Genomic DNA, 14,509 nt, shown 5'->3' on the forward strand with positions numbered 1-14,509 from the left:
GTTGGACTTTTTTTGGTTACAGTCCCAGGTCCGCTTCGAACGCGCCTTCTTCAAGGCGTGCCTTCAGGGTCTGGAGGAACCGGCCTGCGTCGGCGCCGTCCACCAGGCGGTGGTCGTACGTCAGGGACAGGTACATCATGGAGCGGATGGCGATCGAGTCGTCACCGTTTTCGTCAGCAACCACCACGGGACGCTTGACGATGGCGCCGGTGCCCAGGATGCCAACCTGCGGCTGGTTGATGATCGGGGTGTCGAACAGCGCACCAACCGAACCGATGTTGGTGATGCTGAATGTGCCGCCGGACAGTTCGTCCGGGCCGATCTTGCCGTCGCGGGTGCGGGAAGCAACGTCGGCGATCTTGCCGGCCAGGCCGGCAAGGTTCAGGTTGCCGGCGTCCGCGATGACCGGAACAAGAAGGCCCTTGTCCGTGTCGACGGCGATCGCCAGGTGCTCGGCGCTGTGGTACGTGATCTCCTGCTTTTCCTCGTCGTAGGCAGCGTTGAGCTTGGGGTGCTGCTTCAGGGCCTCGGCAACAGCCTTGGCGATGAAGGGCAGGAAGGTCAGCTTGGTGCCGTTCTGGGCCTGGAACGAGTTCTTGGCACGGGCACGCAGCTTGGCGACCTTGGTCATGTCCACTTCGTGGACCTGGGTCAGCTGGGTGGAGATTTCCAGCGACTCGCGCATGCGCCGGGCGATGACCTGGCGGATGCGGGGAGCCTTCTGGGTGGTGCCGCGCAGCGAGGAGGCTGCTGCGCCGGACGCAGCCGGGGCGGAGGCGGCAGGGGCTGCTGCCGGAGCCGGAGCGGGTGCGGCCTTTGCCTCGGCGGCGGCGATGACATCCTGCTTGCGGATGCGGCCACCAACTCCGGTGCCGGAGAGGCTGGAGATGTCCACGCCGTGCTGGTTGGCCAGCTTGCGGACCAGGGGAGTGACGTAGCCGGACTCGGATCCGCCCGCCGGTGCTGCTTCCTGGGCTGCCGGAGCAGCAGGAGCCTGGGCGGCGGGAGCCGGGGCAGCCTGGGGTGCAGCCTGCTCGGGGGCCTGCTGGGCAGGAACGGCCTGGGCGGGAGCGGTCTGCGCAGGAGCGGACTCTGCCGGTGCAGGCTTGGGGGCTTCCTGCTGGGGAGCGGCCGGTGCAGCCTGCGGAGCCGCGGCAGCGGGAGCGCCCGAGCCAATGACGGCGAGTACGGAGCCAACCTCAGCGGTCTCGTCCTCGTTGACGCGGATTTCCTGCAGGGTGCCGGCAACGGGGGAGGGGATCTCGGTGTCCACCTTGTCGGTGGAAACTTCCAGCAGCGGCTCGTCCACCTCGACGGAGTCTCCGACGGCCTTGAGCCAGCGGGTGACGGTGCCTTCGGTGACGCTTTCACCAAGTGCGGGGAGGGTGACCTCGTGGCTTTCGCCGCCGCCGGCAGCGGGTGCTTCTGCGGCAGGTGCCTCCTGGGCGGGAGCTGCTTCAGCCGGTGCTTCCTGGGCGGGAGCGGCTGCAGGTGCCTCTTCGGCGGGAGCAGCAGCGGGGGCTTCTTCTGCGGGGGCAGAACCGCCGCCGGAGCCGTCACCGATGCGCACCAGCGGCGCACCTACCTCAGCGGTCTCATCTTCAGCGACCAGGATTTCTTCAATCACGCCAGCTACAGGAGAGGGGATTTCAGTGTCTACTTTGTCGGTGGAGACTTCGAGCAGCGGCTCGTCCACCTCTACCCGGTCACCTACCTGCTTGAGCCAGCGGGTGACGGTTCCTTCGGTGACACTCTCACCGAGGGCGGGCAAGTTAACGGATTCAGACATGTCGTCCCCGTTCTCCTTATTGATCTTTAGTGCGAATGGTTGCTGCCTTGTTGGAAGCCTAGTGCACCCGGTCTGCGCGACCGGGTGCGCCGGGCCTGGTAATGCCGGCGAAAATCAGCCGTGGAGCGGCTTGCCGGCCAGTGCCAGGTGGGCTTCGCCGAGGGCTTCGTTCTGGGTGGGGTGTGCGTGCACCAGCTGTGCCACGTCCTCCGGGTAGGCTTCCCAGTTCACGATCAGCTGGGCCTCGCCCACCTGCTCGCCCATGCGGGCGCCGATCATGTGGACGCCCACCACGGGGCCGTCCTTCTGGCGGACCAGCTTGATCAGGCCCGAGGTGCCGAGGATGGAGCTCTTGCCGTTGCCGGCCAGGTTGTATTCCTGGGTCTGCACCTGGTCCTCGCCGAACTTCTCCTTGGCAGCCTTCTCGGTGTAGCCGACGGTGGCGATCTCGGGTTCGGAGTAGGTGACCTTGGGGATGTTGATGTCCTCGACCACTACAGGCTTCAGGCCGGCAATTTCCTCGGCCACGAAGATGCCCTGCTGGTAGCCGCGGTGGGCCAGCTGCACGCCGGGGACGATGTCACCCACGGCGTAGATGTTGCCCACGCCGGTGTGCAGGCGCTCGTTGGTGATGACGAAGCCGCGGTCGATGGTGACGCCGGCTTCCTCGTAGCCCAGGTTGGCCGTGACCGGGCCGCGGCCGACGGCGACCAGCAGCAGGTCGGCTTCGAAGGTCTTGCCGTCCACCAGGGTGACCTTGACGCCGTCGTCATTCTGCTCGACGCCCTGGAAGAAGACGCCGGTGGAGAACTTGATGCCGCGCTTCTTGAAGGCACGCTCAAAGTTCTTGACGATCGTGGCGTCCTCGTTGGGAACGAGGGAGGGCAGGCCTTCGACGATGGTCACGTCCACGCCGAACGACTTCCACACTGAGGCGAACTCGACGCCGATAACGCCGCCGCCCAGGATGATGGCGCTCTTGGGGATGGAGTCCATGGTGAGGGCCTGGTCGGACGTGATGACCTTGCCGCCGATCTCCAGGCCGGGAAGGGTGCGCGAGTAGGAGCCGGTGGCCAGGACAATGTTCTTGCCCTTGTAGGCGGTGCCGTTCACCACGATGGTGTCGGTGCCCTGCAGCTTGCCTTCACCCTCGATGACGGTGATGCCCTTCTTGGACTTGATCAGACCCTGCAGGCCCTTGTACTTGCCGGCGATGATGCCGTCCTTGTACGCGTTGACGGCGTTGATGTCGATGCCGTCGAGGGTGACGTTCACGCCGTACTTGGCGGAATCACGGGCGTGGTCGGCCAGCTCTGCGGAGTGCAGCAGGGCCTTGGTGGGAATGCAGCCGTTGTGGAGGCAGGTGCCACCCAGCTTGGCCTTCTCCACGAGGCCGACGGTGAGGCCGAGCTGTACCGCACGCAGCGCAGCAGCGTATCCGCCGCTGCCGCCACCGAGTACCAGGATGTCGAATTCTTGCGCAGTTGCCTGATCGGCCACTAAAACGCTCCCTCGCGTGAACGATGACGCGATCAGCGCGCATCATCTGGTCTTGGAACTTGCACTGCCGTGATTATGTCAGCAGGGCAACTCTCTTGCATTTGTGACTACCGTGGTTCACCTTAGCGAACCACCTATCCATGCTCCACCTTGGCACTGCGTTTGTGGAGCGCTTGTGTCCAGTGTCACGCGGCCCTGTGGCACAGGAATCACCTGCGCCGCAGGGCCGCGTGGCACCGGGCCGGCAACCGTTGCTAAGCCGCCGCCAGGATGTCCTCCACGTAGGCAACCAGGGTACGGACGGTGCAGCCGGTGCCCTGCTTGTGCGTGTAGCCGTACGGGCTGCCGTTGTTAAAGGACGGTCCTGCAATATCGATGTGCGCCCAGGGGATCTGTTCGCCCGCCTTGTCCTTACCCACGAACTCGCGAAGGAACACAGCGGCGGTCATCATTCCGCCGTGCCGTTCGCCAATGTTGGCCAGGTCGGCCACCTGGGAGTCGAGCGTGGGGCGCAGTTCCTCCGGAAGGGGCATCGGCCACACCAGCTCGCCGGCGCGGTCCGCCGCGGCCTTGAGCGCGCCCGTGACGCTGTCCGAGCCCATGACTCCGGCGGTACGGTTGCCCAGCGCGATCAGCTGCGCGCCGGTAAGGGTTGCGACGTCGATGATGGCGTCCGGGTATTCGCGGCTGGCGGCGACGATGCCGTCTGCCATGACCAGGCGGCCCTCGGCGTCGGTGTTGAGGACCTCCACCGTCTTGCCGCCGAACATGGTCAGGACATCGGCGGGACGTGACGCTCCGCCGCCGGGCATGTTCTCCGCGATGCAGAGCCAGGCGGTCGCCTTGACCGGCAGGCCCAGGCCGGCGAGGGCCAGGACAGTGTTAAGGACGACGGCGGCACCGGCCATGTCGCTCTTCATGTCGCCCATGTTGAGGGCCGGCTTTAGGGAGATTCCGCCGGTGTCAAAGGTGATCCCCTTGCCCACGAGGGCAACCTTGGCCGTGGCCTTGGCGGGGGAGTATTCGACCTTGACCAGCCGCGGCTGCCGGGTGGAGCCCTTGCCCACGCCCATGATGCCGCCGAAGCCTTCCTTTTCAAGGCGCTTCTCGTCCCAGACCGTGACCTTGACAGGCAGGCCCTTGGCCAGGTCCTTGGCGGCCTCGGCGAACGATTCGGGGTACAGGTGGCTGGGCGGGGTGTTGACCAGGGACCGGGTGGCGTTAACGGCCTTGGCCACCAGCCCGGCCCGCTTCAGGGCCGCCTCCAGCTCCGGGGTGCCGGCCAGTTCGGTGAAGATGACCGCATTGCGCACGGGGTCCTTGAGCCCGTCGGAGGAGGACCGGAACTCGGTGAAGGAGTAGGCGCCCAGGGCGGCACCCTCGGCGACGGCCGTGACGTCCTGTACTGTCGCCGTCGGGAATGCCAGGGTGACCGTGGCCAGGCCGGCCAACTGCCGGACAGCCGATCCTGCTGCCCGGCGGAGCGACTCGCCCGTGAGCGGTCCGGTGGCGGGAACCTTGCCGACGCCGGCCAGGACCAGGATGCCGGCCCCGGTTTCGGGCAGGCCCGGCAGGCGCACCAGCTGGTCGGCGGCGCCGGTGACGCCCAGCGCCTTGAGTGAGTCCCCGAGGGCCTCCGCGGACTTCGCCGTCAGGGGGTTGTCCAACAGGACCGGCCCGTCGGTTCCCTGGCCCACCCCGATGACCACTGCATCACTGGGGTTCTTCTTCAGGTCCCGCGCGACGGTACTAAGGTTGACTTCAGTATTCTTGACCACAGGGATGAGTCCTCAATTCTCGAAACGTTCGGGCAGGGATGCATGTTGGGCGCTCTGCCATGGTGGCCCGGATCCGGCCGTTCTGGACGGTCCCCGGGTGCGTGCAAGCCCGCCTGGCAGGCCAGTTCCGATCGTAGCCCTTCGCCGGCGCCGCAGGAGAATTTCCTGAGAGGTGCGCCACACCGGCCGATGGAATGCCCGGTATCCCTGCCGCGTTATGAATGATGTCCACCCGCACCCCTGAAAGGAACATGCCGTGCTTGAACGGATTTCCGGCTCCCTGCTGGACCCCGACGCGCTTTATGCCAGCAACATTGAGCTGTTCCACAGCCCCGAGCTCCAGGGGCTGAACCTGGTGATGGGTTTCACCGGGTTTGCCGATGCCGGCCACGTGGTGAAGCAGATCAACGCAGAACTGCTGGACTCCCTCGATGCCCAGCCAGTTGCGGTCTTCGATGCCGACCAACTGATCGACTACCGGTCACGGCGCCCGCACCTGAGCTTCGTCGAAGACCACATCCAGGATTACCAGGAGCCCAGGCTGGCCCTTTACCGGCTGGTGGATGGACTGGGAAAGCCGTTCCTCCTCCTGGCCGGCTTCGAACCGGACCTGCAGTGGGAACGGTTCGCCCGCGCTGTGGTGAACATTGTGGAGAAGCTGGACGTCAACCTCGTCACCTGGATCCACTCCATTCCCATGCCCGTGCCCCATACCCGTCCCGTTGGGGTTACGGTGCACGGGAACCGGCCGGAACTGATCGAAGGCATCTCGGTGTGGAAGCCCACTGTTGAAGTTCCCGCCGCCGTCGGCCACATCCTGGAACTGCGACTCGTGGAAGCCGGACGCAACGTGGCCGGTTACGTCATCCACGTGCCCCATTACCTCGCCGAGGCCGAGTACCCCACCGCCGCCGTCGCCGGGCTGGAGTACCTGGGCGCCGCCACCTCCCTGATGCTGCCCACCGACCGGCTCCGTGAATCGGGCCGCGAGGTCAGCCGCCAGATCGCCGAGCAGATCGAAGCGTCGGAGGAAGTCCAGCAGGTGGTGTCCCGCCTTGAAACCCGGTACGACGAGAAGGCCGACGGCATCGTGCGCAGGTCGCTTTTGGCCAACGAGAACGATGAGCTTCCGGACGCCGATGACCTGGGCGCCGCCGTTGAGGCCTACCTGGCCAGGGAGAACCCGGGGCAGTAGCGCTGGTCACAACGCCCGGGAAAGCGGCGTCCCGCCGGGCATAATGAAATGGTGACTGCACCCCGCGCCTGGCTTATCTGGACCATCGGAATTTTCGGGTACCTGGTGGCCGTGGCGCAACGGACCTCGTTCGGCGTGGTGGGCCTTGAGGCTACCGAACGTTTCCACGCCACGGCGTCGGCCATCTCCTTTTTCACGGTCCTGCAGCTGCTGGTCTACGCGGGACTCCAGATTCCCGTGGGCCTGCTGGTGGACAGGCTTGGTTCGCGCGTCATGATCGCCGGCGGTGCGTTCCTGATGGGGCTGGGGCAGCTGCAGTTGGCGTTTGCCGACAGCATCCCCGGGGGAGTCCTGGGCCGGGTCCTGGTGGGAGCCGGCGACGCCATGACCTTCATTTCGGTCATCCGGCTCATTCCGCTCTGGTTTGCCCCTGCCCGTGTCCCGCTCGTCACCCAGCTGACCGGCATGTCAGGCCAGTTGGGGCAGCTGTTCAGCGTCCTGCCCTTCGCAACGGTCCTGCACCTGTCCGGCTGGACCCCCGCTTTCCTGATGCTGGCAGGAATGTCTGGACTCGCCGTCGTACTGGTGGTCCTGCTGCTGCAGGATGCGCCCCCTGGCACCGAGCGGCCGCACGCCCGGCAGGGGCTTCGGGCAACCGGGGCCTCGCTGGCCCGCGCCTGGAGCCAACCCGGTACGCGGCTGGGAATGTGGAGCCACTTCACCATCCAGTTCAGCGGAACAGTTTTTGCCATGACGTGGGGCTACCCGTTCCTGATTTCCGGGCAGGGCCTGGACGCGGGCACTGTTGCCGCCCTGATGGCGCTCTACGTCGCCGCGGCCATGGCAGCGGGCCCCTTCATTGGGCGTTTCGTTTCGCGCCACCCACTGCGCCGCTCCACCATGGTGCTGTTGATCGCCGGTGCCACCGCCGCAGCCTGGGCCGCGGTACTGCTGTTGCCCGGGCGGGCTCCGCTGTGGCTGCTGGCGGGCCTGGTGGTGATGCTGGCCATCGGTGGTCCCGGTTCGATGATCGGCTTCGACTTCGCCCGGACCTTCAATCCGGCGCACCGGATCGGCACTGCCACCGGGATCGTGAACGTTGGCGGTTTCATCGCTGCCCTGGTGTCCATCTTCCTCATCGGCCTGGTGCTCGATGTCCTCTACGCCTCCGGGTTCTCGCAGGGGGTGCTGTACGGTTTGGATCCGTTCCGGCTGGCCCTGAGCGTCCAGTTCCTGCTCCTGGCCTTCGGCGCCGCCGCCATCGTAGCCTCCCGCCGGAAAGTGCGCCGGCAGATGGCGGAGCAGGGGATTGTGGTGCCGCCGCTGCGCAGCGCCCTGGCCCGGCAGCGCCGGGAAAGCCTGGCGCGCCGCCGCCAGCCGGCGCGCACCGACGACTGAGGCGTTCCCGTTCCTTCCCTTTGCCACCGTTCCTTCTTTTGTCACTGTTCCTCCACCGGGCTGTTTGCCCACATAGCTGAACCCGACCCTGCCCGCGGCAATGCCGGCGGCGAAAGCTGGAGCCATGACAGCTCCAGAACGATTAACAGTCCGCGGGCCGGAAGACATTCTTGGCTTCATTCCACACAGCCTGGGGTACTGGCCGGCTTCCAGCCTGGTGGCCATGACCCTCCACGGCACCAGGCTTGGCGCCACGCTGCGGCTTGACCTTCCGGCAACTGACGGGCAGGGCGATCCTTTCGGGTTTGCCGGTGCCGTCCGCCGCTACCTTGAGTCGGACCAGGATGCCGACGGCTCGCTGCTGGTCGTCTTCACCAGTGACGCCGGAATGGTCCCGCCGAGCGCTTACGACCTCCTGATCTCCACAGTGCAGTGTTCCCTGGGCCAGGCCGGGATGCCGGTCCGTGCTGCGTGGTTTGTGGGCGATGACTATTGGCGGGACGCCCTGTGCAGCGATGGTTCGTGTTGCCCGCTCCCGGGGCGTCCCGTGCAGGAGATACGGGACAGCATGCTTAACGCCGAAATGGTCTACCGGGGGAGCAGCGTCGGCCCCGCACCAAGGGCCGGCAGTGCGCCGAAACCGCCGGTTCCTGCCATGCACCTGGCCGCGGTCCTTGAAGCACAGGCAGGCTGGGAAGAGGAGCTGGGCGGGCGGTCCCGAAGCCGTGCGCAGTTCAACGCCGTGCTCGGCTTTTGGCAGATGCTGCTTGACCGGGCCCCGGCGGATGCCGGGGTGCCTGATATTGAGCGGGACGCCTTTCTTCGTGCCACGCTCCTGGTCCCCACGTGGCGGGACGCCGTGATGGTGATGGCCGCCGCGGGCAGGAACGCTGCGGAAGCCGGCGCCGAACAGTTCAATGTCTTTCCGGACGGGGGCGGCGGCGATGAATCCGTGGTGGTGCTGCCGCTGCTGCTCCCGCCGGCCGAATTTCCCCTCCGGGCCTCGCCGGCGGGAAAACCGGGGACGGGCATGGCAGGAAGAAGGGCAACTGCCCTTCGGCCGCCGGGCCGGACCCCGGATGGCGCGGCCCGCTCTGGGTCCGTTCCAGCCGGCTACGGCGAGGTGCTCATGGGCCTTGCGCCCGGCGTCCCCGACTGGGCAGGCCTGGAAGCGCTGGACCGGGTCCTCGGGCAATTGGCTGTGCCGGGAGGGCAGGCTGCTGCCGCGGCGCTGACCATGCGCGGCTGGGTGGCGTGGTGCCGGGGCCGCGGTTCCTACGCTGCTGCCTACCTGGGGCAGGCCCTCGAGCTGGAGCCGGAATACCGGCTCGCGGAACTTCTGCTGGATCTCGTAGGCAGGGGAACACTCAGCGGTTGGGCGGCCCGCAAGGAGGCCGCCTGGCAGAAGTTCGGGGAGGACCCTGCCGGGTGAAAGTGGCAGCTGTGGGGCGCGGCGGCCAGAGAAGGAGCAGGATATGCCGCCCGGCACGGGCAAGACCTTCAGCAGGTGGCGGGACTGGATCGAAGCGGGGGAGGCCGGATCCGGGCAAATCATGAGACAATGGATGCCGAGACCCGGTTGGGTCCGTGTATCGAGTGCTTGTAGCGGTCCCCGCGAGGGAACAATACAGCTGCTCCGGGAGTTGTCTTAAGTGACTCTGCCGGCCGTGGTGGCGCTTGGTTTTCATCACGGACTTGACAGGGTCATAGTGGTGTTGCCCGTATGGTGATTCCACAGACCACCGCTAGAAAGGTTTTCTGTGACCCCGTCTTCCACGAAGAAGGATTCCGCCGCCCAGGATGTCTTGTCCCCTGAGGAGAAGCAGGCCGCGACCAATGCCAAGCGGGCAGCTACGCGGGCAGCCAACAAGGCTTCGGCCGGCGCGGCTCCAGCGGACGGCAAGCGCGAGCCCAAGAAGCGTGGGCCCAAGCCTGGCGCCAAGGCTGCAGCAGAGGCTGCAGGAAAGTCCGCCGTTGACGCCGACGAGGTTGAGGACGTTGAGGAAGACCTCGACGTCCTCGAAGGGCCGGACGCAGTAGAGGATGCCGATACCGACGCCGATCCCGTCAAGGGTGCAGTGGGCAGCGGCAAGGGCTTTGTCTACTCCGACGCAGATGATGACGATGCCCCCGTGCAGCAGGTCATGTCTGCCGGCGCCACGGCCGACCCCGTCAAGGACTATTTGAAGCAGATCGGTAAGGTGGCACTGCTCAACGCCGAGCAGGAAGTCGACCTTGCGCTGCGGATCGAAGCCGGGCTGTTCGCCGAGGAAAAGATCGCTGCTGACGACGGCTCCATGGATCCGAAGTACAAGCGCGAACTCGAATTCATCATCCACGACGGCAAGCGCGCCAAGAACCACCTGCTGGAAGCCAACCTCCGCCTGGTGGTCTCACTGGCCAAGCGCTACACCGGCCGCGGCATGCTGTTCCTGGACCTGATCCAGGAAGGCAACCTGGGCTTGATCCGCGCCGTGGAGAAGTTCGACTACACCAAGGGCTTCAAGTTCTCCACCTACGCCACCTGGTGGATCCGCCAGGCGATCACCCGCGCCATGGCCGACCAGGCCCGCACCATCCGTATCCCGGTGCACATGGTTGAAGTCATCAACAAGCTGGCACGCGTCCAGCGCCAGATGCTGCAGGACCTGGGCCGCGAACCCACGCCTGAAGAACTGGCACTGGAGCTGGACATGACCCCCGAAAAGGTGGTCGAGGTCCAGAAGTACGGCCGCGAACCCATTTCGCTGCACACGCCCCTCGGTGAGGACGGCGATTCAGAGTTCGGTGACCTGATCGAGGACTCCGAGGCTGTTGTTCCGGCTGACGCCGTGAGCTTCACCCTCCTGCAGGAGCAGCTGCACTCCGTGCTGGACACCCTCTCCGAACGTGAAGCCGGCGTGGTTGCCATGCGGTTCGGCCTGACTGACGGACAGCCGAAGACTTTAGACGAAATCGGCAAGGTCTATGGCGTCACCCGCGAGCGGATCCGCCAGATCGAATCAAAGACCATGTCCAAGCTTCGCCACCCCTCCAGGTCGCAGGTCCTGCGGGACTACCTGGACTAGGTCCACCGGACAACATAACCGCACGCACCTCCAGGGGCCGCGCCGGGACCACCTTCGGGTGGCTCCGGCGCGGCCCCTGGTTTTGTGCTGCATCTTCACCGTGGGATTTCCGGGCGGCGTGCCATTAAACGCCTGCGGGGCCCTTCCGTTGTGGAAGAGCCCCGCAGGGTTTGTTGTTACCGATGCCTCATCTAGTCGATTTCCACGGCAGCTTTCTCGTGAAGCTTTCCCGTCTCATCGTGCCAGTCGGAGCTCAAGGGCTTGAGCGTTGCCTCGACTGCACGGGCGTGGTGGCCGCAGAACAGCAGCTCACCGCCGGAGGACTCGAGTACAACCCGCACATATGCCTGGGCTCCGCAACGGTCGCACCGGTCGAGTGCGTTGAGTGTGCGGTCTGCCACTGCTGTTGTCATATCGGCCTCCTTAGTAGATCAGTACATCTATATAACCAGCATTCGTATCCAAACCATCGCAAGGATGGGGCAAGTTCGCTGTGCGCGTATCCGCAAGGTTCAGTCAAGAAAGGCCAAGTTCCGCCCGTCACGGACACTGGTGGCAGGCCGCACAACCGCCGGCGGGTGTGGCAAACGGCTCCTGCCGCCGCAGCCCACTACCCTAGAAGGTGCGGTCCCGGCACCGCATCCACGTCCCTGAAGGAGTTCTTTACCAGTGGCACCAAGCTCTGAGTACACCGCCCGGCACCTTTCCGTCCTGGAAGGCCTCGAGGCCGTCCGCAAACGCCCGGGCATGTATATCGGCTCAACCGACTCGCGCGGCCTCATGCACTGCCTCTGGGAAATTATCGACAACTCCGTGGACGAGGCCCTGGCCGGATTCGGCCACGACATCCGCATCATCCTCCATGCGGACAACTCCGTGGAGATCCACGACGACGGCCGCGGCATCCCGATCGACAAGGAGCCCAAGACGGGACTTACCGGCGTCGAGGTTGTCTTCACCAAGCTGCACGCCGGCGGCAAGTTCGGCGGCGGTTCCTACACCGCCTCGGGCGGCCTCCACGGCGTGGGCGCCTCGGTGGTCAACGCCCTGTCCTCCCGCCTGGACGTCGAGGTGGACCGCGGCGGCAAGACCTACCGGATGTCCTTCCGCCGTGGTGAACCCGGCCGCTTCAAGGACACCGGTTCCCGGCTGGACCCGGCCGCGCCGTTCACGCCGTTCGTCAACGACTCCGTCCTGGATGTGGTGGGCAAGGCCAAGCGCGGCGTCACCGGCACCAGGATCCGCTACTGGGCGGACCGGCAGATTTTCACGCCCGATGCCAGGTTCTCCTACGAGGACCTCGTGGCCCGGGCCCGCCAGACCTCCTTCCTGGTGCCCGGCCTCAAGCTCACCGTGCGGGATGAGCGCAGGCTCGCCGGGACGCCCGGTGAAGCAGGCCCCCACGAGGAGGTCTTCCACCACGACGGCGGCATTTCCGAGTTCGTCGAGTTCCTCGCCGCCGATCCTGCCGTCACCGATGTGTGGCGGCTGCACGGCTCCGGGAAGTTCAAGGAGACCGTCCCGGTCCTCGACGAACGCGGCCACAGCCAGCTGGCCGAAGTTGAGCGTGACTGCGAGGTGGACGTAGCGCTCCGCTGGGGCATCGGCTACGACAGCACCGTCCGGAGCTTCGTGAACATCATTGCCACCCCCAAGGGCGGCACGCACCAGTCGGGGTTCGAACAGGCGCTGATCAAGACCTTCCGCAAGGCGGTGGAGGCCAACGCCCGCAAACTGAAGGCCGGCAACGACAAGATCGAAAAGGATGACATCTTCGCCGGCCTGACGGCGGTGCTGACCGTCCGGCTCGCGGAACCCCAGTTCGAAGGCCAGACCAAGGAAATCTTGGGCACCAGCGCCGTCCGCGCCATCGTGGCCCGCGTGGTGGAAAAGGAAATCTCCGCCAAACTGTCCGCCAGCAACCGCAATGACAAAGCGCAGTCCGCGCTGCTGCTGGAAAAGATCGTCAACGAGATGAAATCCCGCATCTCGGCGCGTGTGCACAAGGAGACCCAGCGGCGCAAGAATGCGCTGGAAACCTCCTCCATGCCCACCAAGCTCGCCGACTGCCGGACGGACGACGTCGAACGCTCGGAACTGTTCATCGTGGAAGGTGACTCCGCGCTGGGCACAGCCAAGCTGGCCCGCTCCTCAGACTTCCAGGCCCTGCTGCCCATCCGAGGCAAGATCCTCAACGTACAGAAGGCATCGGTGGGGGACATGCTCTCCAACGCCGAATGTGCAGCCCTCATCCAGGTGGTCGGCGCCGGCTCCGGGCGCAGCTTCGACATCAGCGCCGCCCGCTACGGCAAGGTGATCCTGATGACGGACGCCGACGTTGACGGCGCCCACATCCGGACCCTGCTGCTGACGCTTTTTTTCCGCTACATGCGGCCCATGATCCTCGAAGGCAGGGTGTTCGCCGCGGTGCCCCCGCTGCACCGCGTAGAGGTGATCAACGCCGGGCAAAAGGCCAACGAGATGATCTACACCTACTCGGAAGCCGAACTGCATGTGCTGCTGGCCCGCCTGGCCAAGGAGGGCAAGCGGTACAAGGAACCGATCCAGCGGTACAAGGGCCTGGGGGAAATGGACGCCGAGCAGCTGGCCGAAACCACCATGGACCCACGGCACCGCACCCTGCGCAAGGTGGGGATCGAAAATGCGCAGCAGGCGGAGGAGATCTTCGACTTGCTGATGGGCTCGGATGTCTCCCCGCGCAAGGACTTCATCATCGCCGGGGCGTCCAGCCTGGATCGGGAACGCATCGACGCCTGACGGCGGCGGGTCAGCCGAGCAGTCCGGGAACCACCAGGAGCGCGGTGGGCAGCGCAAGCAGCAGGACGCTGCCTGCCAGGACGGCGCTGCGGATGGCGGAAGGAAGCGGAGGCTGGGGCGTCAGGAGCCGGCTGACGCGGGAAGCTGCGGTACGGACAGCGTCCGAGCCGGTTCCGCCGGAGGACGCCTCAAGCCCGGACAGGGCCAGCGTGGGCGAGGACGGCCGGACGCCACCGGCGCCTGACTCCGTGGCTGAACCGCTTGCCACGATGGCGATGGCCTTGATGAGGGTGGCTTTGCTCTCGGTCCGCAGGGCGACGTCATCGGCCAGCATCTCGATCAGGGAGTTCACGGATTCCTGGGCGAGCCGGGTGGTGGGCAGCCACGGGAGGGCCTGCCGCCAAGCGGCGAAGGCCCAGAGCAGGAGGTGGTGCCGCTGGCTCAGGTGGGCGTTCTCGTGAATCAGGACGGCCCGAAGTTCTGCCGGTTCGAGGGCCGCCATCAGGCCGTCCGAAAGGACTGTTACCGAACGCGCGCCGCCGGGAAGGCAGTACGCCACGGGGGAGTCGTGGCTGATGACCAGGGTCCCGGCGTCCTGGCCGGAGGGTGAGGCCAGCAGGGCAAGCATTTCGCGGTGCCTGCGCCGCTGCCGCTGAATCTTGTAGTACGTCAGCAGCAGGGTGAACACCAGATGGACGGTGAGGAGGGCAGCAGTGGACAGGGCAAAGATGTGCCAGAACCCGAGTGCCGTGGTGGGGGCGTTGAAGAGCACCATGCCGGCAAGGCCGCGTAGGCCTGCGATGAGGTTGTCGCCGATGGGTTCCAGGCCGTAGACCAGCATGGCGCCGATCATCGAGAGCCCGCCTGCAAGCGCGATCGCCTGCCACAGCAGCATGGCCGTGAACGGCGACCTGGCCGGCCATTGGGCCCGTGACAGGAGGATCGGCACCGGCCACGCCAGGATTATCGCAAGGACCGCCAGCAGGTATGAGGCCCAGAACAT

The 14,509-nt window shown here is 66.0% G+C and carries 10 protein-coding genes; 5 read left to right on the forward strand and 5 right to left on the reverse strand.

What is annotated here, in order from left to right; translation table 11 throughout:
• Positions 1-16: 16 nt before the first annotated feature.
• The 3 genes from sucB to ACIGJD_RS07905 all read right to left on the reverse strand — a co-directional run bounded on the left by sucB (position 17) and on the right by ACIGJD_RS07905 (position 5,067).
• A complete protein-coding gene (gene sucB / locus ACIGJD_RS07895) occupies positions 17-1,789 on the reverse strand; it encodes a 2-oxoglutarate dehydrogenase, E2 component, dihydrolipoamide succinyltransferase (RefSeq protein WP_483689032.1) in 1,773 nt (590 codons plus the stop codon).
• Positions 1,790-1,903: 114 nt separating this feature from the next.
• The gene (gene lpdA / locus ACIGJD_RS07900; RefSeq protein WP_483689033.1) at positions 1,904-3,289 is read right to left on the reverse strand and encodes a dihydrolipoyl dehydrogenase; all 1,386 of its coding nucleotides are present in this window, start codon (positions 3,287-3,289) and stop codon (positions 1,904-1,906) included.
• 254 nt (positions 3,290-3,543) lie between these two features.
• Positions 3,544-5,067 (reverse strand): leucyl aminopeptidase, encoded by a 1,524-nt coding sequence (locus ACIGJD_RS07905; protein WP_483689034.1) that lies wholly within the window; start codon positions 5,065-5,067, stop codon positions 3,544-3,546.
• Between the two features lie 256 nt (positions 5,068-5,323).
• On the opposite strand from ACIGJD_RS07905, the gene ACIGJD_RS07910 reads away from it, so the two are divergent.
• The 4 genes from ACIGJD_RS07910 to ACIGJD_RS07925 all read left to right on the forward strand — a co-directional run bounded on the left by ACIGJD_RS07910 (position 5,324) and on the right by ACIGJD_RS07925 (position 10,728).
• Positions 5,324-6,262: a proteasome assembly chaperone family protein gene (locus ACIGJD_RS07910; RefSeq protein ID WP_142134273.1), complete on the forward strand. Its 939-nt coding sequence runs from the start codon at positions 5,324-5,326 to the stop codon at positions 6,260-6,262.
• A gap of 51 nt (positions 6,263-6,313) precedes the next feature.
• Positions 6,314-7,660: an MFS transporter gene (locus ACIGJD_RS07915; RefSeq protein ID WP_483689035.1), complete on the forward strand. Its 1,347-nt coding sequence runs from the start codon at positions 6,314-6,316 to the stop codon at positions 7,658-7,660.
• Between the two features lie 124 nt (positions 7,661-7,784).
• A complete protein-coding gene (locus tag ACIGJD_RS07920) occupies positions 7,785-9,092 on the forward strand; it encodes a DUF4192 family protein (protein ID WP_483689036.1) in 1,308 nt (435 codons plus the stop codon).
• Positions 9,093-9,420: 328 nt separating this feature from the next.
• Positions 9,421-10,728 (forward strand): RNA polymerase sigma factor, encoded by a 1,308-nt coding sequence (locus ACIGJD_RS07925; RefSeq protein ID WP_483689037.1) that lies wholly within the window; start codon positions 9,421-9,423, stop codon positions 10,726-10,728.
• 191 nt (positions 10,729-10,919) lie between these two features.
• Here ACIGJD_RS07925 and ACIGJD_RS07930 read toward each other — a convergent pair whose 3' ends face one another.
• Complete coding sequence (locus tag ACIGJD_RS07930; protein WP_013600696.1) at positions 10,920-11,141, reverse strand: DUF7455 domain-containing protein; 222 nt, start codon at positions 11,139-11,141, stop codon at positions 10,920-10,922.
• Positions 11,142-11,397: 256 nt separating this feature from the next.
• Between ACIGJD_RS07930 and ACIGJD_RS07935 the strand changes: the two genes are divergently transcribed.
• A complete protein-coding gene (locus ACIGJD_RS07935; protein WP_483689038.1) occupies positions 11,398-13,506 on the forward strand; it encodes a DNA gyrase/topoisomerase IV subunit B in 2,109 nt (702 codons plus the stop codon).
• 10 nt (positions 13,507-13,516) lie between these two features.
• Here the strand turns inward: ACIGJD_RS07935 and ACIGJD_RS07940 are convergent, their stop codons facing one another.
• Positions 13,517-14,509, reverse strand: coding sequence for a M56 family metallopeptidase (locus ACIGJD_RS07940; protein ID WP_483689039.1), 993 nt, complete (start codon positions 14,507-14,509; stop codon positions 13,517-13,519).

This window comes from Arthrobacter sp. E1SS-5 (assembly GCF_057073715.1).

Excerpts from the sequence above, each read along its gene's own strand:
- sucB (WP_483689032.1), bottom strand. The coding sequence starts at position 1,789 with ATGTCTGAATCCGTTAACTTGCCCGCCCTCGGTGAGAGTGTCACCGAA.
- ACIGJD_RS07920 (WP_483689036.1), top strand. The coding sequence starts at position 7,785 with ATGACAGCTCCAGAACGATTAACAGTCCGCGGGCCGGAAGACATTCTT.
- ACIGJD_RS07930 (WP_013600696.1), bottom strand. The coding sequence starts at position 11,141 with ATGACAACAGCAGTGGCAGACCGCACACTCAACGCACTCGACCGGTGC.
- ACIGJD_RS07940 (WP_483689039.1), bottom strand. The coding sequence starts at position 14,509 with ATGTTCTGGGCCTCATACCTGCTGGCGGTCCTTGCGATAATCCTGGCG.